This is a genomic window from Arcticibacterium sp. (assembly GCF_055134445.1).
On the sequence record NZ_JBSRVI010000021.1, the window covers coordinates 1 to 23,908 of the forward strand.

General features: G+C 37.6%; 22 protein-coding genes. 14 read left to right on the top strand and 8 right to left on the bottom strand.

Features of this window, described 5'->3' with window-relative positions; all coding sequences use genetic code 11:
* The 8 genes from ACTBZY_RS02840 to infC form a co-directional block, all read left to right on the top strand.
* The coding region (locus tag ACTBZY_RS02840; protein ID WP_463044815.1) for a vWA domain-containing protein at positions 1–1,061 on the top strand (1,061 nt) is incomplete at its 5' end.
* A gap of 123 nt (positions 1,062–1,184) precedes the next feature.
* Entirely contained in the window at positions 1,185–1,871 is a 687-nt protein-coding gene (gene nth, locus ACTBZY_RS02845) for an endonuclease III (protein WP_463044816.1), read from the top strand.
* Between the two features lie 5 nt (positions 1,872–1,876).
* The gene (locus tag ACTBZY_RS02850; protein ID WP_463044817.1) at positions 1,877–2,374 is read left to right on the top strand and encodes an MOSC domain-containing protein; all 498 of its coding nucleotides are present in this window, start codon (positions 1,877–1,879) and stop codon (positions 2,372–2,374) included.
* Between the two features lie 42 nt (positions 2,375–2,416).
* Positions 2,417–2,824: an EVE domain-containing protein gene (locus ACTBZY_RS02855; protein ID WP_463044818.1), complete on the top strand. Its 408-nt coding sequence runs from the start codon at positions 2,417–2,419 to the stop codon at positions 2,822–2,824.
* 51 nt (positions 2,825–2,875) lie between these two features.
* Entirely contained in the window at positions 2,876–4,456 is a 1,581-nt protein-coding gene (locus ACTBZY_RS02860) for a hypothetical protein (protein ID WP_463044819.1), read from the top strand.
* A gap of 87 nt (positions 4,457–4,543) precedes the next feature.
* A complete protein-coding gene (locus ACTBZY_RS02865) occupies positions 4,544–5,602 on the top strand; it encodes a tetratricopeptide repeat protein (RefSeq protein WP_463044820.1) in 1,059 nt (352 codons plus the stop codon).
* Positions 5,603–5,612: 10 nt separating this feature from the next.
* Positions 5,613–7,562, top strand: a complete 1,950-nt coding sequence (gene thrS, locus ACTBZY_RS02870) for a threonine--tRNA ligase (protein WP_463044821.1) — start codon at positions 5,613–5,615, stop codon at positions 7,560–7,562.
* A 92-nt stretch (positions 7,563–7,654) separates the two neighbouring features.
* A complete protein-coding gene (gene infC, locus ACTBZY_RS02875; protein WP_463044822.1) occupies positions 7,655–8,212 on the top strand; it encodes a translation initiation factor IF-3 in 558 nt (185 codons plus the stop codon).
* A gap of 156 nt (positions 8,213–8,368) precedes the next feature.
* Here the strand turns inward: infC and ACTBZY_RS02880 are convergent, their stop codons facing one another.
* The 4 genes from ACTBZY_RS02880 to ACTBZY_RS02895 form a co-directional block, all read right to left on the bottom strand.
* Positions 8,369–8,698, bottom strand: a complete 330-nt coding sequence (locus tag ACTBZY_RS02880; RefSeq protein ID WP_463044823.1) for a DNA-directed RNA polymerase subunit omega — start codon at positions 8,696–8,698, stop codon at positions 8,369–8,371.
* A 72-nt stretch (positions 8,699–8,770) separates the two neighbouring features.
* Positions 8,771–9,694 (bottom strand): outer membrane protein assembly factor BamD, encoded by a 924-nt coding sequence (locus ACTBZY_RS02885; protein WP_463044824.1) that lies wholly within the window; start codon positions 9,692–9,694, stop codon positions 8,771–8,773.
* 89 nt (positions 9,695–9,783) lie between these two features.
* Positions 9,784–10,368, bottom strand: coding sequence for a T9SS type A sorting domain-containing protein (locus tag ACTBZY_RS02890; protein ID WP_463044825.1), 585 nt, complete (start codon positions 10,366–10,368; stop codon positions 9,784–9,786).
* A gap of 143 nt (positions 10,369–10,511) precedes the next feature.
* The gene (locus ACTBZY_RS02895) at positions 10,512–12,326 is read right to left on the bottom strand and encodes an OstA-like protein (RefSeq protein ID WP_463044826.1); all 1,815 of its coding nucleotides are present in this window, start codon (positions 12,324–12,326) and stop codon (positions 10,512–10,514) included.
* A gap of 52 nt (positions 12,327–12,378) precedes the next feature.
* Between ACTBZY_RS02895 and tilS the strand changes: the two genes are divergently transcribed.
* The 5 genes from tilS (at position 12,379) to ACTBZY_RS02920 (ending at position 19,065) form a co-directional block, all read left to right on the top strand.
* The gene (gene tilS, locus ACTBZY_RS02900; protein ID WP_463044827.1) at positions 12,379–13,722 is read left to right on the top strand and encodes a tRNA lysidine(34) synthetase TilS; all 1,344 of its coding nucleotides are present in this window, start codon (positions 12,379–12,381) and stop codon (positions 13,720–13,722) included.
* A gap of 86 nt (positions 13,723–13,808) precedes the next feature.
* A complete protein-coding gene (locus ACTBZY_RS02905) occupies positions 13,809–16,103 on the top strand; it encodes a carboxypeptidase regulatory-like domain-containing protein (protein ID WP_463044828.1) in 2,295 nt (764 codons plus the stop codon).
* A gap of 252 nt (positions 16,104–16,355) precedes the next feature.
* Complete coding sequence (locus ACTBZY_RS02910) at positions 16,356–17,492, top strand: DmpA family aminopeptidase (protein ID WP_463044829.1); 1,137 nt, start codon at positions 16,356–16,358, stop codon at positions 17,490–17,492.
* 2 nt (positions 17,493–17,494) lie between these two features.
* Positions 17,495–18,598 carry a mandelate racemase/muconate lactonizing enzyme family protein gene (locus tag ACTBZY_RS02915; RefSeq protein WP_463044830.1) on the top strand — a complete coding sequence of 368 codons (1,104 nt, stop codon included), beginning with the start codon at positions 17,495–17,497 and terminating at the stop codon, positions 18,596–18,598.
* Positions 18,599–18,627: 29 nt separating this feature from the next.
* Entirely contained in the window at positions 18,628–19,065 is a 438-nt protein-coding gene (locus tag ACTBZY_RS02920) for a RidA family protein (protein WP_463044831.1), read from the top strand.
* A 179-nt stretch (positions 19,066–19,244) separates the two neighbouring features.
* On the opposite strand, the gene ACTBZY_RS02925 is transcribed toward ACTBZY_RS02920, so the two are convergent.
* Positions 19,245–20,051, bottom strand: a complete 807-nt coding sequence (locus ACTBZY_RS02925) for an SDR family NAD(P)-dependent oxidoreductase (protein WP_463044832.1) — start codon at positions 20,049–20,051, stop codon at positions 19,245–19,247.
* 179 nt (positions 20,052–20,230) lie between these two features.
* Between ACTBZY_RS02925 and ACTBZY_RS02930 the strand changes: the two genes are divergently transcribed.
* Positions 20,231–20,572 carry a winged helix-turn-helix transcriptional regulator gene (locus ACTBZY_RS02930; RefSeq protein ID WP_463044833.1) on the top strand — a complete coding sequence of 114 codons (342 nt, stop codon included), beginning with the start codon at positions 20,231–20,233 and terminating at the stop codon, positions 20,570–20,572.
* A 350-nt stretch (positions 20,573–20,922) separates the two neighbouring features.
* On the opposite strand, the gene ACTBZY_RS02935 is transcribed toward ACTBZY_RS02930, so the two are convergent.
* The 3 genes from ACTBZY_RS02935 to ACTBZY_RS02945 form a co-directional block, all read right to left on the bottom strand.
* Positions 20,923–21,642: a ribonuclease activity regulator RraA gene (locus tag ACTBZY_RS02935; RefSeq protein ID WP_463044834.1), complete on the bottom strand. Its 720-nt coding sequence runs from the start codon at positions 21,640–21,642 to the stop codon at positions 20,923–20,925.
* A gap of 344 nt (positions 21,643–21,986) precedes the next feature.
* The gene (locus tag ACTBZY_RS02940; RefSeq protein ID WP_463044835.1) at positions 21,987–22,775 is read right to left on the bottom strand and encodes a hypothetical protein; all 789 of its coding nucleotides are present in this window, start codon (positions 22,773–22,775) and stop codon (positions 21,987–21,989) included.
* A 169-nt stretch (positions 22,776–22,944) separates the two neighbouring features.
* Positions 22,945–23,781 (bottom strand): tetratricopeptide repeat protein, encoded by an 837-nt coding sequence (locus tag ACTBZY_RS02945; RefSeq protein ID WP_463044836.1) that lies wholly within the window; start codon positions 23,779–23,781, stop codon positions 22,945–22,947.
* Positions 23,782–23,908 lie beyond the last annotated feature (127 nt).

The following is a 23,908-nucleotide window of genomic DNA, read 5'->3' on the forward strand; positions in this document are numbered from 1 at the left end:
GGGCAAACTTTGAAAAGCTCCTTGATATTTTTCAGCAGCTGCTTTTGATTTTTGCTGGTGATGTGAGTGAGGCTCTTAATTATATGAATGAGCTAGACCGTAGGTATAATCTTACAGACGACACCTATGCCATGGCAGACTTTATTCAGGACCTGAAAGACAATGGCTATATCAAGGAAGAGGAGCAGGAAGGTGGAGGAATGACCATGACACCTAAGAGTGAGCAAAGCATAAGGAAACGAAGTTTAAATGAAATATTTGGTAAGCTAAAAAGAACTAAAGGTGGAGGAAATCATAAATCAAAGTTCCCCGGCCAAGGAGGAGAAAAGAGTAGTGATATAAGACCTTTTCAGTTTGGCGATAGTCTAGAGCAAATTAGCATGACCGAGAGTCTTAAAAATGCTCAGGTCAATAGTGGTTTGGGCGACAACTTTAGACTGACCGAGAAAGATCTAGAGGTGATGGACACCGAAACCAACCTCAATACCTCTACGGTTTTGATGATTGACATTAGTCATTCCATGATTCTTTATGGTGAAGACCGTATAACTCCGGCTAAAAAAGTAGCATTGGCTATGGCAGAGCTAATAAAAACAAGATACCCTAAAGATAATCTTGATATCCTGGTTTTCGGAAATGACGCTTGGACCATTAAATTGAAAGATATTCCATATTTAGAAGTAGGACCCTATCATACCAATACCGTAGCTGGTTTAGAACTGGCGATGGATTTATTGAGAAGAAGGAAAACCAAAAACAAGCAGATTTTCATGATTACCGACGGTAAGCCTACCTGTCTAAAAGAAGGTATCAATTACTATAAAAATGCTTTCGGTTTAGACCGTAAGATTGTCAATAAGACATTAACCATTGCTGCTCAGGCCAGAAGGCTAAGTATTCCTATAACCACTTTTATGATTGCCTCAGACCCTTATTTGAAACAATTTGTAAGAGATTTTACCAAGGTAAATAATGGCAGGGCTTATTATTCTAATTTAGATGGTTTAGGTGGCTTTGTTTTAGAAGACTTTGAGCGAAATAGAAGAAAGAATGTAAGATAATGGTTGTTATAACATAAACAGACTTCATTAGTGGATGAATCCTCTTCTATGTATTTCGCTAGATATTAAACTATCTTCTCTATTATTGTCAAAAGGCTCGCCTTTCAAAACCCTATATTTCAAATGACAAAAAAAGAACGCTACGCAGGCATTATAGATTATTTTTCTACCAACCAACCAAACCCTGAGACCGAGTTACAATACACTAATCCCTTTGAACTTATAGTAGCTGTAGTGCTTTCTGCACAGTGTACAGACAAAAGGGTGAATATGGTAACACCCTATCTTTTTGATGTTTTTCCTAATGCACATGCTTTGGCGGCGGCTTCTCAGGAAGAAGTTTTTGATCAGATTAGAAGCATTTCTTATCCAAATAACAAAGCCAAACATTTAGTGGGTTTGGGGAAAATGTTAGTTCAGGATTTTAATAATGTAGTGCCAGGAACCATTGAGGAGCTGGTGAGACTGCCAGGGGTGGGAAGAAAAACGGCTAATGTGATTGCTTCTGTCATTCATAATATGCCAACGATGGCCGTAGATACACATGTATTTAGGGTATCACATAGGCTGGGATTGGTTTCACTGAAAGCCAAAACGCCTTTAACGGTAGAAAAAGAGTTAGTCAAAGAGTTTTCTGACGACATTATCCCTAAGGCACATCATTGGTTGATTCTGCATGGAAGGTACACCTGTTTAGCACGTACTCCCAAATGTGGAGCGTGTGGTATAACAGCATTGTGTAAATCTTACCCTAAAATTCAAAAGTATGGCCATAAAGCTGTGGATGAAAAACTCCCTAAAATAAACTAGCAAGGATGTTTAATAATAAGGATGACATAAAATCTTTAATGCAGCATTTTGTACAACCGGGGTTCATTGAATGGATAGGAATTAGAACAGAAAGGGTAGTGGCTTTAAAAGAAGTGGTGGAGGTTAATGTCAGCGTTTTAAGCGGATTGCCAGGAGACCACTACAAGGGGACAAATAAAAAGAGACAGCTAACGCTAATTCAAAAAGAACATTTACAGGTCGTAGGAAGCATGCTGGGTAGGGAAGAGATTAATCCGCAAGAAGTTAGAAGAAATGTGGTGGTTTCGGGAATAAATCTTTTAGCACTAAAGGATGCAACCTTTAGCCTAGGAACTGCCGTTTTAAAAATGACAGGTTTATGCCATCCTTGTACACGGATGGAGAAAAACCTTGGTAAGGGTGGCTATAATGCCATGAGAGGACATGGAGGTATCACTTGCGAAATCTTAAAAGATGGCTCTTTTAAGATTGGTGATGCTTTAACCGTTTTAAGTCAAGATTAGCAATGTTTTCCTAAATTGTATTTAGCATTAATTTTTTCAAATATGAATTTCTGGTTGGTTAAAACGGAGCCTGAGACCTATTCTTGGGACGATTTTGTAAAATTGGGTAGAGATAAATGGGATGGTGTAAGAAATTATGCCGCCAGGAATCACATGAAAGCCATGCAGGTCAATGATTTGGTTCTTTTTTATCATTCTAATGCCGGGAAAGAGGTAATGGGTATAGCCAAAGTGGTGAAAGAGCATTATCCAGACCCTACTACAGATGACGATAGATGGGTGGTGGTAGAACTAGAACCCGTCAAAAAACTTCAAAGAGGCGTTACTTTACAAGAAATAAAGGAAGATGATCGTTTGAGAGATATTGCTTTAGTTAAACTTCAAAGATTATCTGTCCAGCCGGTGCCCAAAGAAGCATACGATATTATCATAGAGAAGTCTGAAAATTAACCTTTTGAGCAATCATTGTTCCTTCATAAATAGAAGTGTTTTTCAAAATATATGAAATACCTGTTTTTAATTTTACTCTTATCCTGCACGAATCTTTTTGCCCAATTACAGAAAAATGTGGAAATAGAGGTTGTAGGAAGACCCACATGGCAGATGCTTATTCCGTTAAAAGAGCAGGGCTTAGTCCTCATGGTAAAAACCGACATCACAAAAGCGAAGGTTTTCAGACTAGACACAGATTTAAACACGATCTGGGAGAAAGAAATATTCCTTGATGCCGAAGATGCTCCCAAGGCCTACACCATAGCCAATAATCACATTAGTTTACTTTTTTCAGAAACCAGTGGAATGTATTACCAGGTTTTTGAATTCAATCTTGAAAGCGGGGTCATTAAGCAAGATGGTTTTGAATTAAGAGCGTTTTTTGTGGATCAAGATTACGTTTTTTTGGATAACAAAGTCTTAATGGCTGGTGCAAACGAAAAAGGTGCCGCTTTCTTCTCACATAATTTTGACACGGAAATAGGTCAACTAAGAGAAGAAAGTGAAATAACAGGAAAAGTAGCTGTTAACTTATTTGAATATTTGCCAGAGAAAAATCAAATTGAAAGTCTTTGGTCTGTAAAAACGAAGGGGTACGCCAACGAAAAAAAGAAAAAAGGAGAGTTTATTAAGGATGCTTTTATAACGCACGCCATTTTAGACACCACCGGAACAATTTTATTTAAAAAGGATATCAAACAAACTGGAGGCAAATTTCCGATGGATGCCAGTTTAGTAAGACTGCGGTCGGGTAAAAAAGTGGTTTTAGGTACCTATCAATCGAATCTAGGTGATAAGGGGATTTATGTTTATGATTTGACCGAAGGTGGTAGTATGAAAACCTATTCTTTCACCACACTTTTAAAAGGAAATCGTAGTCTTTCTGTTGAGGATTTACAGGAAATATTAAAGTCGTATAATTTCCTTTCTAATGCCCCCATAGAGGGTGATGATAGTATTATCTTTGGAGGTGTATTTCTAAAGGCTCAATACCAGTCTATTACAGAGCAGAATCCTAATGCCTATTATAATTCTTCTCCCTACGGTGGAGCCTATGGAAGCAGGTATAATAATAGGTATGGTTATTATAACCAAAGAAGCAATTCTACGACCAGGCAGGTTTTTAGAGGGTTTCACTATCCTACGGGTTTTGTGATGGAGTTAACGCCGGAAGGAGAACTATTAAGTTCTAATAGGATTGACATCAATAACCTTTCTAATGAAATTCAGCCAGCTTTGGCCTATAATGAAAAAGGTGCAGTATCTTATTGTTTGAGAGGAGACTTAGCGGCAAACAACTTTAATATAGGTACCAAGCCATTGCTTTATAAACTCTCAAATGAAGTGAGAGACCCCAAAGCCACTAAAAATCTAGCCTTTTTGCCCTCTTATAACGAGGTTAAGTTCTGGTATGGTAATTATTTTATAGCGAATGGTAGTAAAAATAAAATGGAGGCCATGTCTGTCAATGATAATCAAACTAAGACCCCAAAAAGAGGACTTTTTGGGAAAAGAAAAAGAGATACTCCAGCCACATATACCCAGGTTAGAAAGACCATTTATCTCACTAAAATAGCGAGTGGAGGTTAATTCTTCTTTTTGTTTAAAGGTTTTTTGAAATATCTTTATCTTGATTCAAAAAATTCAGATCTTTACGGCTCATTCTAAGAACCTCAAGTGCGGTATTTTCTAATTTTTACTGTTTTATTACTCGCTTCCTGTGCCAAAAATCAAAGAGATGGCACGGCTTTGCCCAAAATTGGTGAAGTGGACTTTGACGCTTTGCAGCTCAAAAGTTTGGCTAGGCTGAATGAAATTATCACAAATAATCCCATTTCTGATGAGGCTCTTTATAAAAGAGCAAAGATTCTGGCTTCGCTGGGAAGAAATTCGGAAGCTTTTAAGGATATAGAGCAGGCTTTAACCTTGGAGCCTAATAGGCAAGATTATATATTCCTGAAATCTGAAATTCAGTATAACCTCAAATTGTTAAAAGAAGCCATTCAAACCGCAGAAATTGCGGCGGGAGCAGGATTGGAGTCTCCGCTATTTTATTTGCATCTGTCTAAACTTTATCTTGAGGTTGACAGCCTTAAATTAGCAGAGCAGTATATAGATGAGACCTTAATGATGGTGCCGGAGTTCGCTCAAGCTTGGCAGCTAAAGGGTAGCTTATTGATGAAATATGATAGTTTGAATGCTGCATTCCGATTACTGAATAAGGCTTTGGCCCTAGATGAAGAAAATCCTGACGCTTATGACTATTTGGCTAAAGCATATTTAAAGGAGGGTAAGTTAGACTCGGCGGGTAGAATTAACGAAAAAGGGTTTAAGTATTTAAGAAAAAATCAAACGCACGTTGGGCTCTTATATAATAGAGGTAAAGTGGTGGAGCGTCTTGGGAAACAGGATAGTGCATTGAAAATCTATGATGAAATATTGACCATTTCACCTTCTGCTTCTTTTGTGAATGAAGATATAGGTGATATCAATTTGAAAAATGGCAATTTTACCAAAGCTTATGAAAGCTTTAAACTGGAGATAGATAAATCTTCCAAGAAAAAAAATATTTACCTTCGTGCGGGATATTGTCTAGAACGATTGTACAGAAATAAAGAGGCACAAGAATTGTATTTAAAAGCCCAAAAGGTTTTCCCCCAGGATGAGGAAGTGAAGGCGGCCTTTGATAGAATTACGAATTTAATTGAGCGAGAGTATCGTTCTACAGGAATATAATAACAGATTTATGATTAATATTTCGCTGCCAGACGGGAGTGTAAGAGCGTTTGAACAAGGAGTTACAGCCATGGATGTAGCTCTTTCTATTTCGGAAGGTTTAGCCAGAAATGTGCTGTCGGCTAAGGTTAATGGAGAAGTTTGGGATGCCAATAGACCCATATCTACGGACGCCAAGGTTCAGTTGTTGACATGGAAAGACACAGACGGGAAGTCAACTTTTTGGCACTCGTCTGCTCACCTTATGGCGGAGGCCTTAGAAGAGCTTTATCCTGGTATTAAGTTTTGGATAGGGCCACCCGTTGAAAACGGCTTCTATTATGATGTGGATGCTGGAGAGCAGGCTATTTCTTCTAATGATTTTGGAAAAATAGAGGATAAAATGATTGAATTGGCTAGACAAAAGAATGAGTTTGAACGCATTCCGATGACAAAAGCTGACGCTATAGCTTATTTCCAAGAGAAAAATGATGAATATAAGCTAGACTTATTAGAAGGTCTAGAAGACGGTAATATTACGTTCTATAAGCAAGGTAACTTTACTGATTTATGTAGAGGACCGCATATTCCAAACACGGGTTTTATTAAAGCTGCCAAAATTACGAATGTGGCAGGTGCTTTTTTTAAGGGTGACCAATCTAAGAAGCAACTTACCCGTATTTATGGTATTACTTTTCCTAAGCAAGGAGAGTTGAAAGAGTACCTCACTATGATGGAGGAAGCTAAAAAAAGAGACCATAGGAAGCTAGGGCAAGAGTTAGATCTTTTTGCGTTTTCTGAGAAAGTAGGTAAAGGTTTGCCTTTATGGCTTCCTAAAGGTGCTATGTTAAGAGAGCGTCTTGAAAACTTCCTAAAGAAAGCTCAGCTTAAGGCTGGATACTTACCGGTGGTAACCCCTCATATTGGTAGCAAAAAGCTTTACGAAACATCTGGTCACTGGGAAAAATACGGAGAAGATTCTTTTCAACCGATAAAGACACCAGAAGAAGGAGAGGAGTTCATGCTTAAACCTATGAACTGTCCGCATCACTGTGAAATTTTCAAAACTAGACCTCGAAGTTATAAGGATTTACCATTGAGGTTGGCAGAATTTGGAACGGTTTACCGTTATGAGCAATCAGGTGAGTTACATGGTTTAACCAGAGTTAGAGGTTTTACGCAAGATGATGCTCATATTTTCTGTGCCAACCATCAGGTAGAAGAAGAATTTAAAAAAGTGATAGACTTGGTACTCTATGTTTTTAAGTCTTTGGGCTTTGATGACTATAGTGCTCAGATTTCATTAAGAAGTCAGGAAGACAGAAGTAAGTATATAGGAAGTGATGAGGACTGGGATAGGGCAGAACAGGCCATTATTAACGCCGCTGGCGAGAAAGAACTTGACACGGTTATAGAATATGGTGAAGCCGCTTTTTATGGCCCTAAATTGGATTTTATGGTAAAAGATGCTTTGGGTCGTAAATGGCAACTTGGAACTATACAAGTAGATTATCAGTTACCTAATAGATTCGAGTTGGAATATGTGGGCTCTGATAATCAGAAGCACAGACCAGTTATGATTCACAGAGCACCTTTTGGCTCCATGGAGCGATTTATTGCTATTTTGATTGAAAACACTGCAGGAAACTTTCCGCTTTGGCTTTCTCCGGAGCAAATTGCCATATTACCGATTTCTGAAAAGTATGAGGATTATGCCAATGAGCTTTATTTAGACTTACAAGAACACGAATTTCGTGGATATGTAGATCATAGAGACGAGAAGATAGGACGTAAGATTAGAGATGCAGAAATCAACAAGATTCCTTTGATGCTCATAGTAGGAGAGAAGGAACAAGAGGAAGGAAAAGTCTCTGTAAGAAAGAAAGGCGAAGGTGATATGGGACAGATGACTGTAGAGGAATTTGCAGCTTATGCCAAAATAGAAATAAATAAAAATATTCCTAAGTTTGGTGCAAAGTAACACAAAGCCTATTTTTGGTAAAATTTAAGCAATTTTAGGAAACGGAGGGTTTCTCCGTTTAAATATTAAATCTCAATTATATATACTGCTGAATGGCAAAACACTTTAAGAAAAATTTTAGAAGACCTGTAAGGCAAGAAGAACTCCACCGTATTAATGAACGTATCCGTGTACCGGAAGTTAGGTTAGTAGGAGAAAACATAGAACAGGGCGTATACCCAATAGATAAAGCCAGGGAACTAGCCAGAGAGCAAGGTTTAGATTTAATTGAGATTGTACCTAATTCAAAGCCTCCAGTTTGTAGAGTATTAGATTATTCTAAATTCAAATATGAGCAGAAAAAGAAGCAAAAGGAATTAAAAGCCAAGCAGCAGAAAACTGTAATAAAGGAAATTAGATTCGGTCCTAATACGGACGACCATGATTTTGATTTTAAATTGAAGCATGCTCAGAACTTCCTTCAGGAGGGCTCTAAGGTTAAAGCTTTTGTTCACTTCGTAGGAAGGCAAATAGTTTTTAAGGATAGAGGGTATGAGTTGATAGGAAGGTTTCTAGAGTCTGTAGAGGAATTTGGTAAAGCAGAAGCTCCACCAAAACTTGAAGGTAAGAGATTGACCATTATTATAGCTCCAAAAGCACAAAAGAAATAAAACCCGATTAGGGTTTTATTTTTGTCTAATATTTAGCGAAAAACGCATAGCAGTGCACTATACTATGAACTCTGTGGGATTTTAAGACACACGAAAAAGCCCGTTAAAATTTAATTTTAACGGGCTTTTTAATATAACCTTAATGCGATGATAGAACTAGGCTTGCTCAGTTAAGCTAGAAGAACTTTCTGTTTTATCTCTGAATATAACTTCGTCGTTTTCGAATTCTTCTAAAGACATGCTCGTAGGCTTAGGCTGACGCTCATAGAACTTAGAAATTTCAATCTGCTCTCTATTTTCAAAAATCTCTTCCAGATTATCTACAGTAGAGGCAAATTCCGCCAATTTAGACGTTAATTCATCTTTTGTTTTCACCGCAATCTGTCTAGCTCTTTGAGAAGCGATGTAAACAGACTTATAAATATTATTAGTTTTGGCCGCCAATTTGTCGGTATCTCTTGTAATAATTGAAGGATTAACTGCCATCTTTTGGTTTTTTAATTTTAAAATGATTTGCAAATGTACACTTTTTATTGCAGATGTCTTAGGCAATATTGTTTAATTTTTGCCTAGAATAGCTTCTTCTTTGGCTTGGGCTGCTGCTTTTATGCGTCTTTCTAACTCTTCGGCTTTAAGTTTCTCTATCTCAGCTTCTTGTTTGATTATTTTAGCTAGTTCCGTCTGAGCTTCTTTGTAGATGCCTGCTAACTCTTTATTGTAGTTACTAGAGGGGTATTGGTCCACAAATACTTCGTGTAGCGTGATAGCCTTTGCGTAACGCTCATGCTGTCTTATGAAAAAAGAATTTTCAGCCAATTCAAATTGTGATTTAATTTGAATGTAACCCAATTCCTCGTTATATCTCGAATCTGGAAATTCTCTCCTGAAATTATCAATTGTAACGACAGCGGCCTTATAATTTGCTATGGTTACACCACTTGTATTATAATAAAGCACCGCTTTCTCGTAAGCTTTCCTCTCCAGTCGCTCTCTAAGGTCAATGAGGTTTTGACTACAACTTTCTGCGTACTTACTTTTCGGGAAAGTATTAATAAATGTTTGTAAGGCGTCTATCGCTGTAAGTGTGCTCTCTTGGTCTAGGTTATAGGCTGGAGCGTCTTTAAACATAGAATAAGCATACATATAAAAGGCCTCTTCCGCATAAGGACTATTGGCATAGGTAGCATAAAAGGTCTTAAAAAGATAAGAGCTTAATTGATGCTGACTTTGGTAATAGTTGCAGTAGGCGTTATAAAACTGAGATTTTTCCGCGGTAGAATCTCCTTTTAATAATGGGATAATTTCATCGAATAATAATCCAGCATGGAAGTAATCTGCTTCGTTATAGTATTTGATGGCTGCTTTATATTTGCTATCTGTAGTTCCTGACTTTTGTAACTGAGTAAATTGTCTGTTACAAGCGGTAAATAAACCTAGGATAGTAAAGAAAAGTAGCGGTTTCAGAAGGTTTTTGAAATTCATTCGGCAAAGGTAATAAAAGGCGTCGATAGTGAAACGGATTATAATTCTTATAATTACGTTTACTCGAGATTTTAAGGAGAATTAACAGATTAGTTATGTCTTACAAGAAGTTTTTTGGTAGCCACTTTTTTGCCATCTATAATGAGTTGGTAAAAGTAAACGCCATTATCCCAAGACCTTGTATGTATGGTTAGGGAATTGTCATATGAATCTAAATTGTAGTCAGCCACAGAGCCGCCCAATATATTATAAAACGAAACCTTGGCGTTTTTTCTTGAACTATTTAGTTTGTAGTCTAAATGAGCAATGTCATTTGCAGGATTAGGATAGATGTTTGATATGTTAATATCTTCATCAATAAAAAGCTTTTCTTTCAAATCTTTCAAAACACTTTCCGTGACATACACTACTTTAGGTGTTACCACTTTATTACTGTTTTTCAATAATAGATCTTTATAAAATTCGTTAATGACAGAGTTACTGTTTACGGAAATCTCAGAGGGTAAGTTTACTTTACTAATATAATTACTTACTGGCTTAGTAGAAACTTTACTAGGATTCGCATTTTTTCCAATATCAAGTCTGGACTTACTGCCCTGCACTTGAGCTATGGCTATAGATGCTGTGAGCAAAAATGCCAAGAAGGAAAACAATATTTTACGTGAGTTTAGCATTTCCTTTGTAAATCTTAAATCATTCAGTAATAATTAGTTTTAACAAAAATATACAATAATATTTCAATGTTTGTCTAATAGACGTAGAAAACTGTAAAAAGGTTGTTCGGAGACTGTTTTTTTTACTTTTTTAACAATAAATCTTAAAATATGGAGTTCCCTTCTTCAATTTCTTGACGCTTATCCATAGAACTATCAGCAAAATTTGAGCCAAGAACCTCTTTTTTAGTAGGTTTTAAGTTGATATCCCATGAAAAATTAAGCAGTTTATTCTGGCCCTCTTTTATTTCAAATGGAGGAATAAGCTTTGATTCTGGACTCCCCATAAAGGATATCCTTTTAACTTTTTTCTCTATAAATGATAATCGCATTTTACTGCATTGCACCCGGTTTATTCCTATAAGCTTATTATAATCATCTAGGGCATAGTAAATGCTTTCACCGTTACCATCCACTTCCACCTGTCTAATACTGCTGTTATCGTCAAAAAGTGCAACAATTTGGCGGCCTTTAATTTGATTAAAGTTTTTTACCGAATCCTGAGCAATTACAAAGCTGTTTTGGTTTAAAAACATACGCTTGATTTTGTTATGAACCATAATCGTGGTGATTGTATCTCCTTCCAGCTGGTTATCACCACTCCAAATCATCGGATTACCAATAAACGTAATGACAGAATCTAGCAGGTTATAATTCAAAGAGTCGCAGGTGGATTGGAAATCTTCTCTAAAGATTTTGACCGTACCATGAGCTATGATAAATTGTATTTTATCTACTTCGCTTTCGGGTTCTTTTATAGCTAAAGAATCTTTACGGGTCACATTTATAGTAAGCGAATCGGAAATTTCTTGGGCGGTGGGTGTACCGGGGATAAGATTTATTTCTCCTACAAAAACACTGTCTTTCGAAATTTGCAAACTATCCGTCAGTAAATCGAGATTTTTAAGACTGTCTGAAAGTGTCGTGTCGGTGGATACCAATGGATAAACATCTGCTATGTTTTGATACGCATAAATAAAATCTGCCCTTAAGAAAAGAGTATCTCCAGAACTAATGGATCTCATTAGGGTATTCCCTATCATTTTAGTGATACCTTTTGATGAAAGTTTCTCGCCATAATCTCCATTTAAATAGAGACTATCCTTTTTACTGAAAAAGGCTACATTTCCAACGCCAAAACCCTCTTCGGTGGTCATGTTAAAGTCTAGCGTGTCTGCGGCTAAAGTGTATTCTTCGTTTTCTACCAAAGATCTACCGTAAAATTTAGACTTTTTGGTGTCTGTAAAATAATAACCCTTGTTGGCTGAAAGAATTCCGTCTGGTGAGTTAATGGTGGTATAGGAGTTGAAATCAGCCCTTTTCGTGTTACTGTTATAATCTAGCGTATCTGTACAAAGTGTAAAATCGGGGTGTAATATTTCTACGTCGCCGTAGTAATTGAAAATCTTTGATTGGGTGTTATAGAAACCTGTTTTGCTGGTCAACTGTACGGAATCCTGATGAATAATTCCAGGTGTAGAATAATAAGCTAAATCAGTATTAAGATTGTAGTTCATTCTAGTGGATTCTAGCGTCATGTCGTCATCAGTCATGATTACTCGTTTTCCATGAATTCTGGCAAATCTAGTGTCGCCATCGTAGTAAAGCGTATCTCCTGTGATGGTTAAGGTATCTCCTTGGTTGATTCTGATCTTACCATAAGCCACCAAGTTATTGGAGCCAGAATTATGAATGGCTTTTTTACAACTCAGATAAACCCCCCTATGAAAAAACTTAACATCTCCATAAAATGTCCTGATTTCACTCTCTCCAGAATTGACTACCAGTGAGTCGGCTTTAATAAGCTCAATTCTTGATTTTGGCCCTCTGTCAACTGTAGGGTTAAGTGGCTTTTGTGCCGTAACCTTTATGGATATAAGGAGTGGCAGCAGTAGAAGAATATATTGAAGAGGTTTCAAGAACACTGTTTGTTAAAATTACGGGGCAAAATTAGCGTATTTTTGTGGCATTATGGCCTATAAAAGATTGGATATTGCCTTTTTAACATACCTTAAGAAAACAGTAAATGTTACCGAAGAATCGGGTATTCTATTGGCTGTTAGTGGTGGAGTAGACTCTATGGTTATGCTTCGTTTATTTGAATCTACATCCTATAGAATAGTAGTGGCTCATTGCAACTTTTCTTTAAGGGGAGAGGCATCTGAAGGGGATGAAAGTATGATAAGAAACTATTGCCAAGAAAGGGGTTTGGTTTTTGAAACTATTCAATTTGAAACCTTGAAAGTAGCCAGTGAGGAGAAAATTTCAACACAAATGGCCGCTAGAGTTTTAAGGTATCCTTGGTTTGATAGTTTGCTTGTGAAACATAATTTGGATTTTGTAGCGACTGCTCATCACGCCAGTGATTCTTTAGAAACCGCACTTTTAAACCTTACACGAGGTACAGGAATAAATGGTTTAAAAGGAATTTTACCTAAAAGTAAAAATCTAATAAGACCGATTCTTTTTGCTCGAAAAGAGGAATTATTAGCCTTTGCAAAAGAGCATCATATACCATGGAGAGAAGACAGTTCAAACTCGTCGGATAAATACCATAGGAACTTTGTTCGACACCAAGTGGTCCCACTTTTAGAGAAATTGAACCCCAAACTGATAGAAAATTTTTCTCATACGAGTGCTAGGGTAAATCACGCACTGGATTTCATAAAAAGTCAATTGGTAATTTTTAAAGAACAAAGTGTTAAAAGCAATGGCCCTGATTTTGAGATATCCCAAAAGGTTTTTTTTGAAGGTTCTAGCAGGACTTTAGTGGAGTTCTGGTTAGAGGAATTGAACTTTAATTATGCCAGTGTTCTTTCCATTTTTGAAGAGGAGCAGTATCATTCTGGGCGTCAATTTTTGAGTTCAACACACCGCTTATTGTTTGATAGAGATAAAGTATTGATAACACCTGTGGTTTTAAATACGGAGGTAGACTTACGTATAGAGAAAGATCTGACGGAAATAAGTTTTGCCTTTGGTCAATTGAATTTCAAAGAAGTTGAGGATCTTCCTGCATTAGAAGCGTTGAAAAGTCCCAACAAGGCTTATTTAGATACCCAAAAGTTGAAGTTCCCCTTAGTGTTAAGAAATTGGAGGAATGGCGACATTTTTCAACCCTTTGGCATGAAAGGAAATAAGCGTGTTTCCGATTATCTTATCAATCAGAAAGTACCCGTTTATGATAAGGAAAAGACCTTGGTTTTATGCTCTGGAAATGAAATTGTATGGCTGGTGGGACATAGAATCTCAGAAAAATTTAAAATCGGAAAATCTTCTGAAACTATATTAGAGGTAGTTTTTACGCTGAAATAGCTTCAATTTCAAGCATTCTGAATTCTTCAGAAATGTTTTGGCATGGCTTTTGGTAACTTATTAGTGTGCAAATCCTAATAAGGAAAATGAATATAAAAATGTCCATGTTTAAAAAATGTGCTGGACTATTAACCCTCTTTACTCTAATAGTTTTACAGTCATTTTCGCAAGCCAGTTTGAAGGCGGGAAACCGTGACTTCGAGAGATTAAGTTATGTGGAAGCCGTAAAGCATTATGAGGCTTTTGTAGAAAGTGCTAAAGCCAATGACCAAGACCTGGCAGAAGCATTGTCTAAGTTAGCTTTTTGTTATAAAAAGCTTCAAGACCATACCAATGCGGAGCGGGTCTATAGAAGTCTTTTTAAAAATCATGAAAGCGTTTTAGATAGCAAAGAGTACTTATACTTCGCACAAGTATTGGCTAGTAACTCTAAATATCGTGAGTCTCAGAAATACTATTCTATGTATGGAGAGCGACAAACTACCGACTTAAGGGCCAAGAACTTTACAGTGGCTTATATGGATAGGTCAAATTTTGCTAGAGATTCTTCCTTGTACAGAATTAAATATTTGGATGCCATTAACTCAAGACAGGCAGATTTTAGTCCGATGTATTTTGGCAAGGGTTTGGTTTTTGTATCGGCTAGAGAGGAAGACACTTTTATTAAGCGGGTGTTTATGAACAGCCAAACTCCTTTTTTAGATCTTTTTCAATATCCAGATACCACTTCTCTATCTGTGAATTGGGGTGATAAGCCCACCGCATCGCTATCAAGTAGCAAAAAAAGTGGTGAATTGGCAGCCTTAGAGGATTTAGAGGTATTTAGTAAGAAATTGAATTCCAAGTATCACGAAGGGCCGGTGACATTCTTTAGTGACCAGAAACAAGTGATTTTTACAAGAAATAATCATTTAGGAAACAAAACACAGAAAAGTGCAGAGGGGATAAATAAACTCAAATTATATTCTGCCAAGTTTGATGGAAAGAAGTGGGATCATATAGACGAATTGCCATTTAACTCTGACGAATATTCTTGTGGGCATCCTACGCTGAACATGGCCAATACCAAAATGTATTTTGTATCTGATATGCCCGGCGGGTATGGTGGTACAGATTTATATGTGGTGGAATATAATGAAGGCAACTGGGGTAATCCGGTAAACCTGGGGCGTGATATTAATTCCGAAGGAAACGAGATGTTTCCGTTTATGGATGAGTTTGATAATTTATACTTTGCTTCTGATGGTCACGCGGGTTTGGGTGGATTAGATGTGTTTTTTGTAGAATTAGACAAGGATAAACCTGTAACACTTCCAGAAAATTTAGGAGCACCTATTAATTCGGAAAAAGACGATTTTAGTTTAATTACCGACGGAAATAGAAACTCAGGATTTTTCGCATCCAATAGGAAAAAGGGGTACTCTGATGATAATATTTATGCGTTTAGTAGAAAGTGCAGAGAACTTAAAGTACTGGTTTACGATGCAGGTACCAATCAGCTTCTTTCGGGTGCGGAAGTAAGGCTGATAAAAAATGGTGTTAATCAAGATTTGTTTACTACGGATAATTCTGGTTCAGTGACTATATGTATGGCTACTGGTTTAGAATTTGAGTTCAAAGCTTTTAAAGAAGGTTACGAGGCCAATGCCGTAGGTTATGGCAGTATGGCCACTTCACAAAACGCTGGAGCGGAGATAAAAATTTATTTACAGTCTTCTAAATTACCATTGGTAAAAGGGACTATTAGGTCCGAATTGACCAATGAGCCTATAGCCGGAGCAACGGTGGTATTGACCAACGAAAAAGATGAGAGTACGGAAACAGTAATTACTGGAAAAGATGGGAAATACGAGTTTCAGCCTACTAAAAAGGGTAAGTATGTGGTATCTGCTGTGAAAGACAATTATGCTACAAATACCGAAGAAATAGGTAAAGTAAAAGCCAAAAGAAACGATAATGTTACCTATGAACAAAATCTTGGCATGATTGCTGAAGGTGATATATTTAGAATCGAAAACATTTACTATAACTACGGTAAATCAGAAATTCGAAGAGACGCTAGAAAGGAATTGGATAACACGGTTTTACCAATACTCAAAAAATATCCAAGTCTAGCCATCGAGATAAGATCGCATACAGATAGCAGGTCGAGTACAGACTTCAACCAAGAGTTATCAGACAGCAGGGCCAAAGCTGTAGTAGAGTATTTAGCAAAGAAAGGGATAGGGGAGGAAAGATTATTAGCCAGCGGTTTTGGAGAGTCCATGCTGGTTAATGGATGTGCAGACGGCGTTGATTGTAGTGAAAACAAACATCAACTAAACAGGCGTACCGAGTTCAAGGTGTTGAACGTTAAGGGGCCAACAGTTCAAAGAGATTAAAGACATATTTTTTCATAGTTTAGGGTTAAGGTTTATTGTTAGAATCGGCAGAGATATTATTTCTCTGCCGATTTTTTTATGCCGGTTATAACATTAATGGCATATTTTGAAAAAAGCGGCATTATTGTATTCTTGTTATTTTAAATAGGACAAACTTTTTTAATTACTATAATTGCCACTTAGCGTTAACACTTTTAAGTTTTTGTCCTTTATATTGTAGAGGTTCTTTTTTTGTTACTCCTAACGCACTATATGAAGAAGTATATTCTGCCTTCCCTTGTAATTGTTTTAACTATGTTTTCTTTTGATGGTTATTCTCAGAATAAAAGATTGAGAGATTATGGTATTGAAGTCGGTGTTTTAAAGCCGGGTGAAAACAATGCCATTACCGACGTATCTGGTGTGAAAGTAGGGCATACCACTTTAGCGATTGGCGATAGCATAAGAACAGGTGTTACCGCCATAATGCCTCATGATGGCAATATTTACCAATGGAAAGTCCCTGCGGCCATATACATTGGCAATGGCTATGGGAAACTGGCGGGTTACAGTCAGGTAAAAGAACTCGGTAACCTAGAAACACCTATCGTTTTGACTAACACACTGAGTGTGCCAGCTGCTTCTGATGCCTTAATTTCGTATACCTTGGCTCAGCCAGGAAATGAAAACGTAAGGTCTGTGAATACGGTGGTTGGTGAAACCAACGATGGTTGGCTCAACGATATAAGAGGCAGACATGTGAAAGAGTCCCATGTTTTAAGTGCCATAGAAAATGCTAAATCTGGAAAGGTAGAGGAGGGCAGCATAGGTGCAGGAACAGGAACGGTCTGTTTTCAATATAAAGGAGGGATAGGTACTTCCTCTAGGGTAATTCCAGAAAAATTAGGAGGGTATACCGTAGGCGTTTTGGTACAAACCAACTTCGGTGGGGTATTTGAACTCAATGGGGTACCTATAGCTAAAGAATTAGACAATTACCCAAGGGCTTACACCTATGATGTAGACGGCTCCTGTATGATAGTGGTGATGACAGATGCTCCCGTAGACGCTAGAAACCTAGAAAGAATGGCGAAAAGAGCCATCATGGGACTGGCTAAGACAGGAGGGATAGCCTCAAATGGAAGTGGAGATTACGTGATAGCGGTGTCTACCGCCAAAGAAAACTTTATACCTAATAGCAGTTCATCTGCCGTATCTGAAAATAAATACCTGACAAATGATGCCGTGACCCCCTTGTTTTTGGCCACCATAGAGGCCACTCAAGAGGCTATTTATAACTCACTTTTTGCTGCAAAAACAATTAAAGGGCAGGATGGGCATGAAATGCCATCTTTACCGATTGAGCAAGTGATAAGGATTATGGAAAAGTATAATGGTGTTAAGAAGTAAAAATGAAGATAACCGAAATTGAGATTTTCAAATCTCCTATAAAGCTGATAGAGCCTTTTGTGATTTCTTTAGGTATTATGGAATACGCAGAGAATGTGATAGTGCGTATCTACACCGATCAAGGGCTGGTAGGGCTAGGAGAGTGCAGTCCCTTTTTACCGATTAATGGTGAAAGTATGGACACCTGTTTTGTGGTGGCTCAGTATTTGGCCAAAGGCTTAAAAGGGCTTGACCCCACGGATATAGCAACGTGTTCTGGCCAGATGGATAGGACCATTTTTGGAAATACCAGCATCAAGAGTGCCTTTGATATCGCTCTTTTCGACATCGCGGCTCAGGCCGCAAAACTTCCACTGTATCAATTTTTAGGAGGAGAGAACAACAAAACACTCCTAACAGACTATACGGTAAGTATAGGTGAGCCTTCCAAAATGGCTGCCGATGCTCTTAAAATAAAAGAAAGGGGCTTTCAGATTATTAAAGTAAAACTTGGAAAGGGTGGAGAAAAGGATGTGCAACGCATCAAAGCCATAAGAGAAAGTATAGGAATGGATATTCCGTTAAGGATAGATGCCAACCAAGGTTGGTGTGTTTCTGAGGCTATTTCCACTTTAAAGGCACTAGAGCCCTTTTATATTCAACACTGCGAAGAACCCATACCCAGATGGGACTTTATGGAACTGTCGAAAGTGAAAGATCAGAGCCCCATTATTATTATGGCAGATGAGTCTTGTTTAGACCATCATGATGCCAAAAGACTGATAGGACTAAATGCCTGTGATGCCATCAATATCAAATTGGGGAAATCTTCTGGAATATTTAAGGCACTCAAGATTATAGCATTGGCAGAAAAGGCAAACCTGAGTCTTCAGGTGGGTGGTTTTCTAGAATCTAGGATTGGTTTTACGGCTTCAGCTCATCTGGCTTTAGTGAGTGATAGTGTTCAATTCTTTGATTTTGATACGCCTCTTATGTTTGAGGAAGATCCTGTTGTGGCTGGTATTACTTATGCTAAAGATGGTCAAGTAACCATGCCGAAAGGCAATGGCTTGGGGGCTTTTGTGGATGAGGATTATTTGAAAACTTTAATCAAAGTCGCTGTTTAAAATACGTTTTAGAATTAAATTTTATAAAAATGAAATTATTGTATCTGCCTTTTTTAGTCCTTTTATTTTCTTGTCAAGAAACAGAGCAAGAAACTGCTGATTATTATCAAACCGAAGCCTTTGCCAAATTAAATAGACCCTATTCTCAAGCGGTTAAATATGACGACATCATATATGTTTCTGGGCAGATAGGGGCTTTGCCTGATGGTACTATAGTGGAAGGTGGGATAACGGCGGAGACTGTCCAGACGATGGAAAACATCAAGACTATTTTAGAAGCCAACGGCTCCTCTATGGATAAAGTGATAAAATGCACCTGTATGCTTGCCGAAATGTCTGAATTTGGAGCCATGAGTGCCGCCTATGTCAAATATTTCCCAGAAAACAAACCAGCCAGAAGTGCCCTACAAGGAGCCTTACCACTAGGGGTTAAGGTGGAGATAGAGTGTATGGCTGCTGCAAATTAGCTTTTAGTGTTTTAACCTTTTATGCCTTAGAAAACCTCCCACTTTTATCGGGGTCGTAGCTAAATTGCGTTCATCGGTAAGCTAAAGGTAAACCGCTAAACTAATCTCGTTTATATGCCTGATTTATTACACTTTGACAACTCATTACGATTCTCCAATGGAAAAACCTGGGTTAAATTTTAGATGATGGCCATTGTAGCATTCAACAGTCTTTTTATAGCCTGATTATCATAAGCGTCTGGGTGTGCCTTTCCGAAAAGTCCCTTTTCTTCACCCTTGTCATTATCAAAGTATTGGCCAGAAGATGCTTTATATTCCGCTGAAACGGCCAAGTCATATAAGATGTTAGCACCTTTGTCGGCCGGTGACCAATGATTTCCATAGGCTTCTCTTACCATATTCGTGTTTAGTAGAGAACCTGGATTTACCGCAATTACCACGATTCCGGGTTCCTTTTTTGCCAAATCAAAACTCCACATGGTGAGGGCCAGTTTGCTTTGTGCATAAGAACCCTGAGCAGGAATCTCGCTTTGCCCAGAAAGTGCTCGCATTGAAACCAGAGCTTGTGCTGCCGAACTCAAATTGATAATGCGTGGGTTTGAGCCCGCTTGAAGTAGCGGTAATAAGGCTTCCGTTAAAATATAAGGGGCCAAGTAATTGACCGCAAAACGGATGTCTAAACCATCTTTGGTTTTATGAATTGGGCTAGTGAAAACGCCAGCATTATTGATGAGGACATCTAGTTTTGAAATTTCTTCTTTTACCTGAGTTGCCATCATTTTGACAGCAGACAAATCAGAGAAATCTGCTACAAAGCCTTTAATGTTTTCATTATTGCTCAATGTTTTGATTTCGGAAATAACCATATCCAGTTTCTCAGAATTTCTGCCATGCAGATAAATCTGGTGGCCGTCTTTTGCCAGTTTTATAGCGGCTAGTTTTCCGATGCCGTCTGTACTTCCTGTAATTAATATCGATTTACTCATGTCTTTATTTTATTAGGATGATAGGTCAAACCCATTTAGCTCTTTCTTATCTATAGGGTGTAGTGACGCTTTCTTACCTACTAAAACAATACTATAAATATTATAGTTGCAAAACTAAGTATAGTATTTTATCTTCGCAATAACGGTCTAAAAGGATAGTTGAATCAATCGGTAGAATCATGTACAATTTTAAAGGAAAAGAATACCCTTGCTGTGCCAGCTTAACCATGGGCATGATTGGTGGAAAGTGGAAAACAGTGATTCTATTTCATTTGATAGACGGGAAACTTCGTTATAACGAGCTTAGGAAAGAAATGCCAACTGTAACAGAGCGTACCTTAAGTTTGCAGTTAAAAACCTTAGAAGAGGATGGCATAATAGAGCGGAAAGTCTTTACTTTAAAACCGCCGCTGAAAGTAGAGTATTCGCTAACGGATTTTGGAAAAACATTGATTCCTGTCGTTCAATCTATTGCCCAATGGGGCGTTTCGGTAGTGGAGAAACATCCAGAAATGATATAGTTTTTTTAGGAAGTGCAGTGGCACTCATACCCATTCAAACTAGTGTACCAATAGGATTAGGCAATTCCAACGATGAAATGCCATGGCCACTTGTCAATGGAGCTAGGAGATAAATGTGCTGTGTGAAGAGTTTAATTGATTGGCTCGTCACACCAATTCTGGTTGCGTCAAATTCTTTGGCGGTATGAAGAAACCTGAAGGCGTTAATAATAACTATTTGTGCAATATTGTAAGGGGAAATTATGTATCGTACTTTCTCTATACCATAACGCTCAAAAAGGATCGTATAAAATATATTTGAAATGAATCCATTTTAGCGTTAAATAGCCTTTTGCACAGCAATAATATCCTTATTTATTTGATTTCCATGCTTCAAATTTTTTAGAAACTTCTTCTGAGGTCATAGGGTAAAGTCCAATAATAGTGTCTCCTGCTAAGACTCGTTCTGTGACAAATTCCTCATACAATTCCATACTTTTTGCTTGCTCGGCAACGGTATCAGCCAAATTTGCTGGAATGACCATAACGCCATCCGCATCGCCCACAATGACGTCACCTGGGAAAACGGCTACATCTCCACAGCCAATAGGAACATTGATATCTAATGCCTGATTTAAGGTCAAATTAGTAGGTGCCGAAGGTGCTTTATGGAAGGAAGGGAAATCTAAATTGGCAATAATCTGGGAATCTCTAAATCCGCCATCGGTTACCACTCCTGCGGCTCCACGCACCATGAGTCTCGTAATTAATATGGAACCAGCTGATGCTGCCCTAGCAGACTTACGGCTATCCATAATCAATACGGCTCCCTCTGGGCAGGTTTCTATGGCTACCCGTTGCGGATGCTTAGGGTCTCTAAAAACCGACATCTCATTTAAATCCTCCCTTGCTGGAATATATCTTAAAGTAAAAGCTTCTCCCACCATATTTTCTTTGAGGGCAGACAATGGTCTGACGTCTTGAATGAATTGAAATTTTAAACCGAGTTTGAATAAAATCGACGCTATGGTAGGTGTACTTGTTTTCTTCAGCTGTTCTCTGGTTGAAGCTTTCATTTTATGGTTTTCCATAAGACTTTCTTTCGTTTTAGTATCTTTTAGCGTTCAAACTAAAGCTTTTTTGTGAAAGCTTACCGCATTATTTGTTGATATTCTTTTTTTTCTCCTGTCCAAAAATAAAACTACCATACTTAATGATGTTTACATTTTCAGCTGGGATACAAGTTTGGAAGAACTTAAATCCAAGATCGTACAACAAGAGCCGCATGAATAGAGAGGTTTACGACTACGTGTCTCGGACTACGCATCTCGGACTACGCGTCGCGGACTACGCGTCTCGGACTACGCGTCGCGGAACTGTTTGTGAGAGGTAAGGGGGGAAACTCCCCTTATCTACTGGACAATGTGAGGTGTTTTCAACTTTTCTCATAGTCATAGTCCAATGTATTTATACCTTTTATCCTCACGTTTTGTCCTTGTGCAGTATCGGATTGGCAGATAACATTAATTCTTAGTGTTGAGGTAATTTTATATCTATGTTTTTTGCTGAAAGAAGAGTAATATTCAATTTTAGCGAAAAAATATTTCTCGTCCTTATTGACTATTGAAATAGCACAATTTGTCAAACAACCGCAGATTTCAAACTTTGAATTAGAAATCTCCTTAGTATCAGGATTCACGTTGTAATTTGAATAAATATATTCTCTATAGCTATGGTAGCCATAACTAGTCGATGCCAAAGGTGGTAAGTATGGGATATAATGTCTGTTAAAAATGTTACTCTCTATGAACTCGTCTTTGGTGTAAAATAGAATCTTTATGTCATAAGCGTTTGTTCGCCCTAAATTACAAACTGAAAAATAGCCACTTCCACGTTCTTCAAATCCTGTGTTGTATTCCAAAATATTTATTTCACAATAGCTTGCTGTCGGGTCACAGGGTGAAGATAATGTCACAAATGGTATTTCTGATTGCCATTTTAAATGATTGATTTCTTTTTCACTTAAAATCTTATCAAGAATAAGATATAAAAAACCGCCAATTGTTCCACTAGCAGCAAAATAGCTTAGCCAGTCTGAGAGAGTCACATCTTTAAGGGTGTAGTTGTCTTTAAAAAAGGAATAAGACAAAACAATCAATAATCCAACAGTGAAAACTGCTAAAAAAGTTGTCCACCAAATATTTTTTTCAATCCATTTCTTCATTGTCATCTTGTCATTTTAATATCTCACTTAACGGTTTGCAGCTACAAGAAGTTATCGATTTCGAAGCACTAAACTGTCTGCCAGCAATGAACTTGGTACAAAGCACAAAGCTTCATTTAACCACTTAACCGCCAATTTCTTGTAGGTGCTGTTTCAGGCTGGCGTTCTGTCAGAAGTTCGTTGACCCACCGAGTGCTTCATAAGCATCTAACATGTTTTGAAGTCCTTGTTTTTCCTTTTCAGTTATTGTTCTGTCCTTATAATATTGTTTTCCATTATGTCGGAGTTTGACTGACTTAGATTTTATTACATCTTTCACAATGTTGTAAAGTCTGTTGTCTATAGAAACATCGTACCACTCCCAAATGTCGCCAGAACCATTGTCTGTTTCTACTTCACCATAAGAGGTTGAAATTGTATAAGAGTCATTATCAGTCTTAATGACATAGCTTTGAATAAATAACCAATCGTCAGCAGTGTATTGTATTCTAAAACGAAGCCAAGGTTTTCCTGTTTTCTCCTTACCCATATACAAATGAAAACTGTTATAGTTGGTGTATTGCGGTGTCGCTTTGTCATAATACCAAGTTATTCCTTTTATGTCGTCATATTTGGTTCTTAATTTTTTTGTGGCGTTTACAAGTCTTTCTTTTTCCGCTTTTTCTTTTTCAATTTTTTCCTTTTCATCTGCTAATTTTTGGTCTTTGATCCCGTTGTCTGCAGCGGTAATAAGTTGCTTTGCTTCTGTTGCTTCTTGTGAAGCAGGGTGTTTGTCAAGCAAAGATTGAAGTTCTGTTTTGGCTTTATTGAATTCCTTGTTGTCAAGATATAACTTAGCAAGTGATATTAATTTGTCAGGCCCAAATTTGAGGTCTTCAATCTCGTGTTTTAGTTTTTCATTTTCAGCTTTTAAAGTGTCGTATTCATTTTGTGAAACTCCGCCACATCCAATTAGTACCGTGATTAGGAAACCAATGGTCAACATTTGTAATGTTCTATTTTTCATTGTCGACTGTTTTTTACGCTTGCTAGTAACGATAGAGTATCTGACAAAAGGTGCAGATACTATACTTATATATTCGTTTGTAAGTGCTTGTTTTTGGATAGTTGTATCCGTTCAATAAGTGAAATTG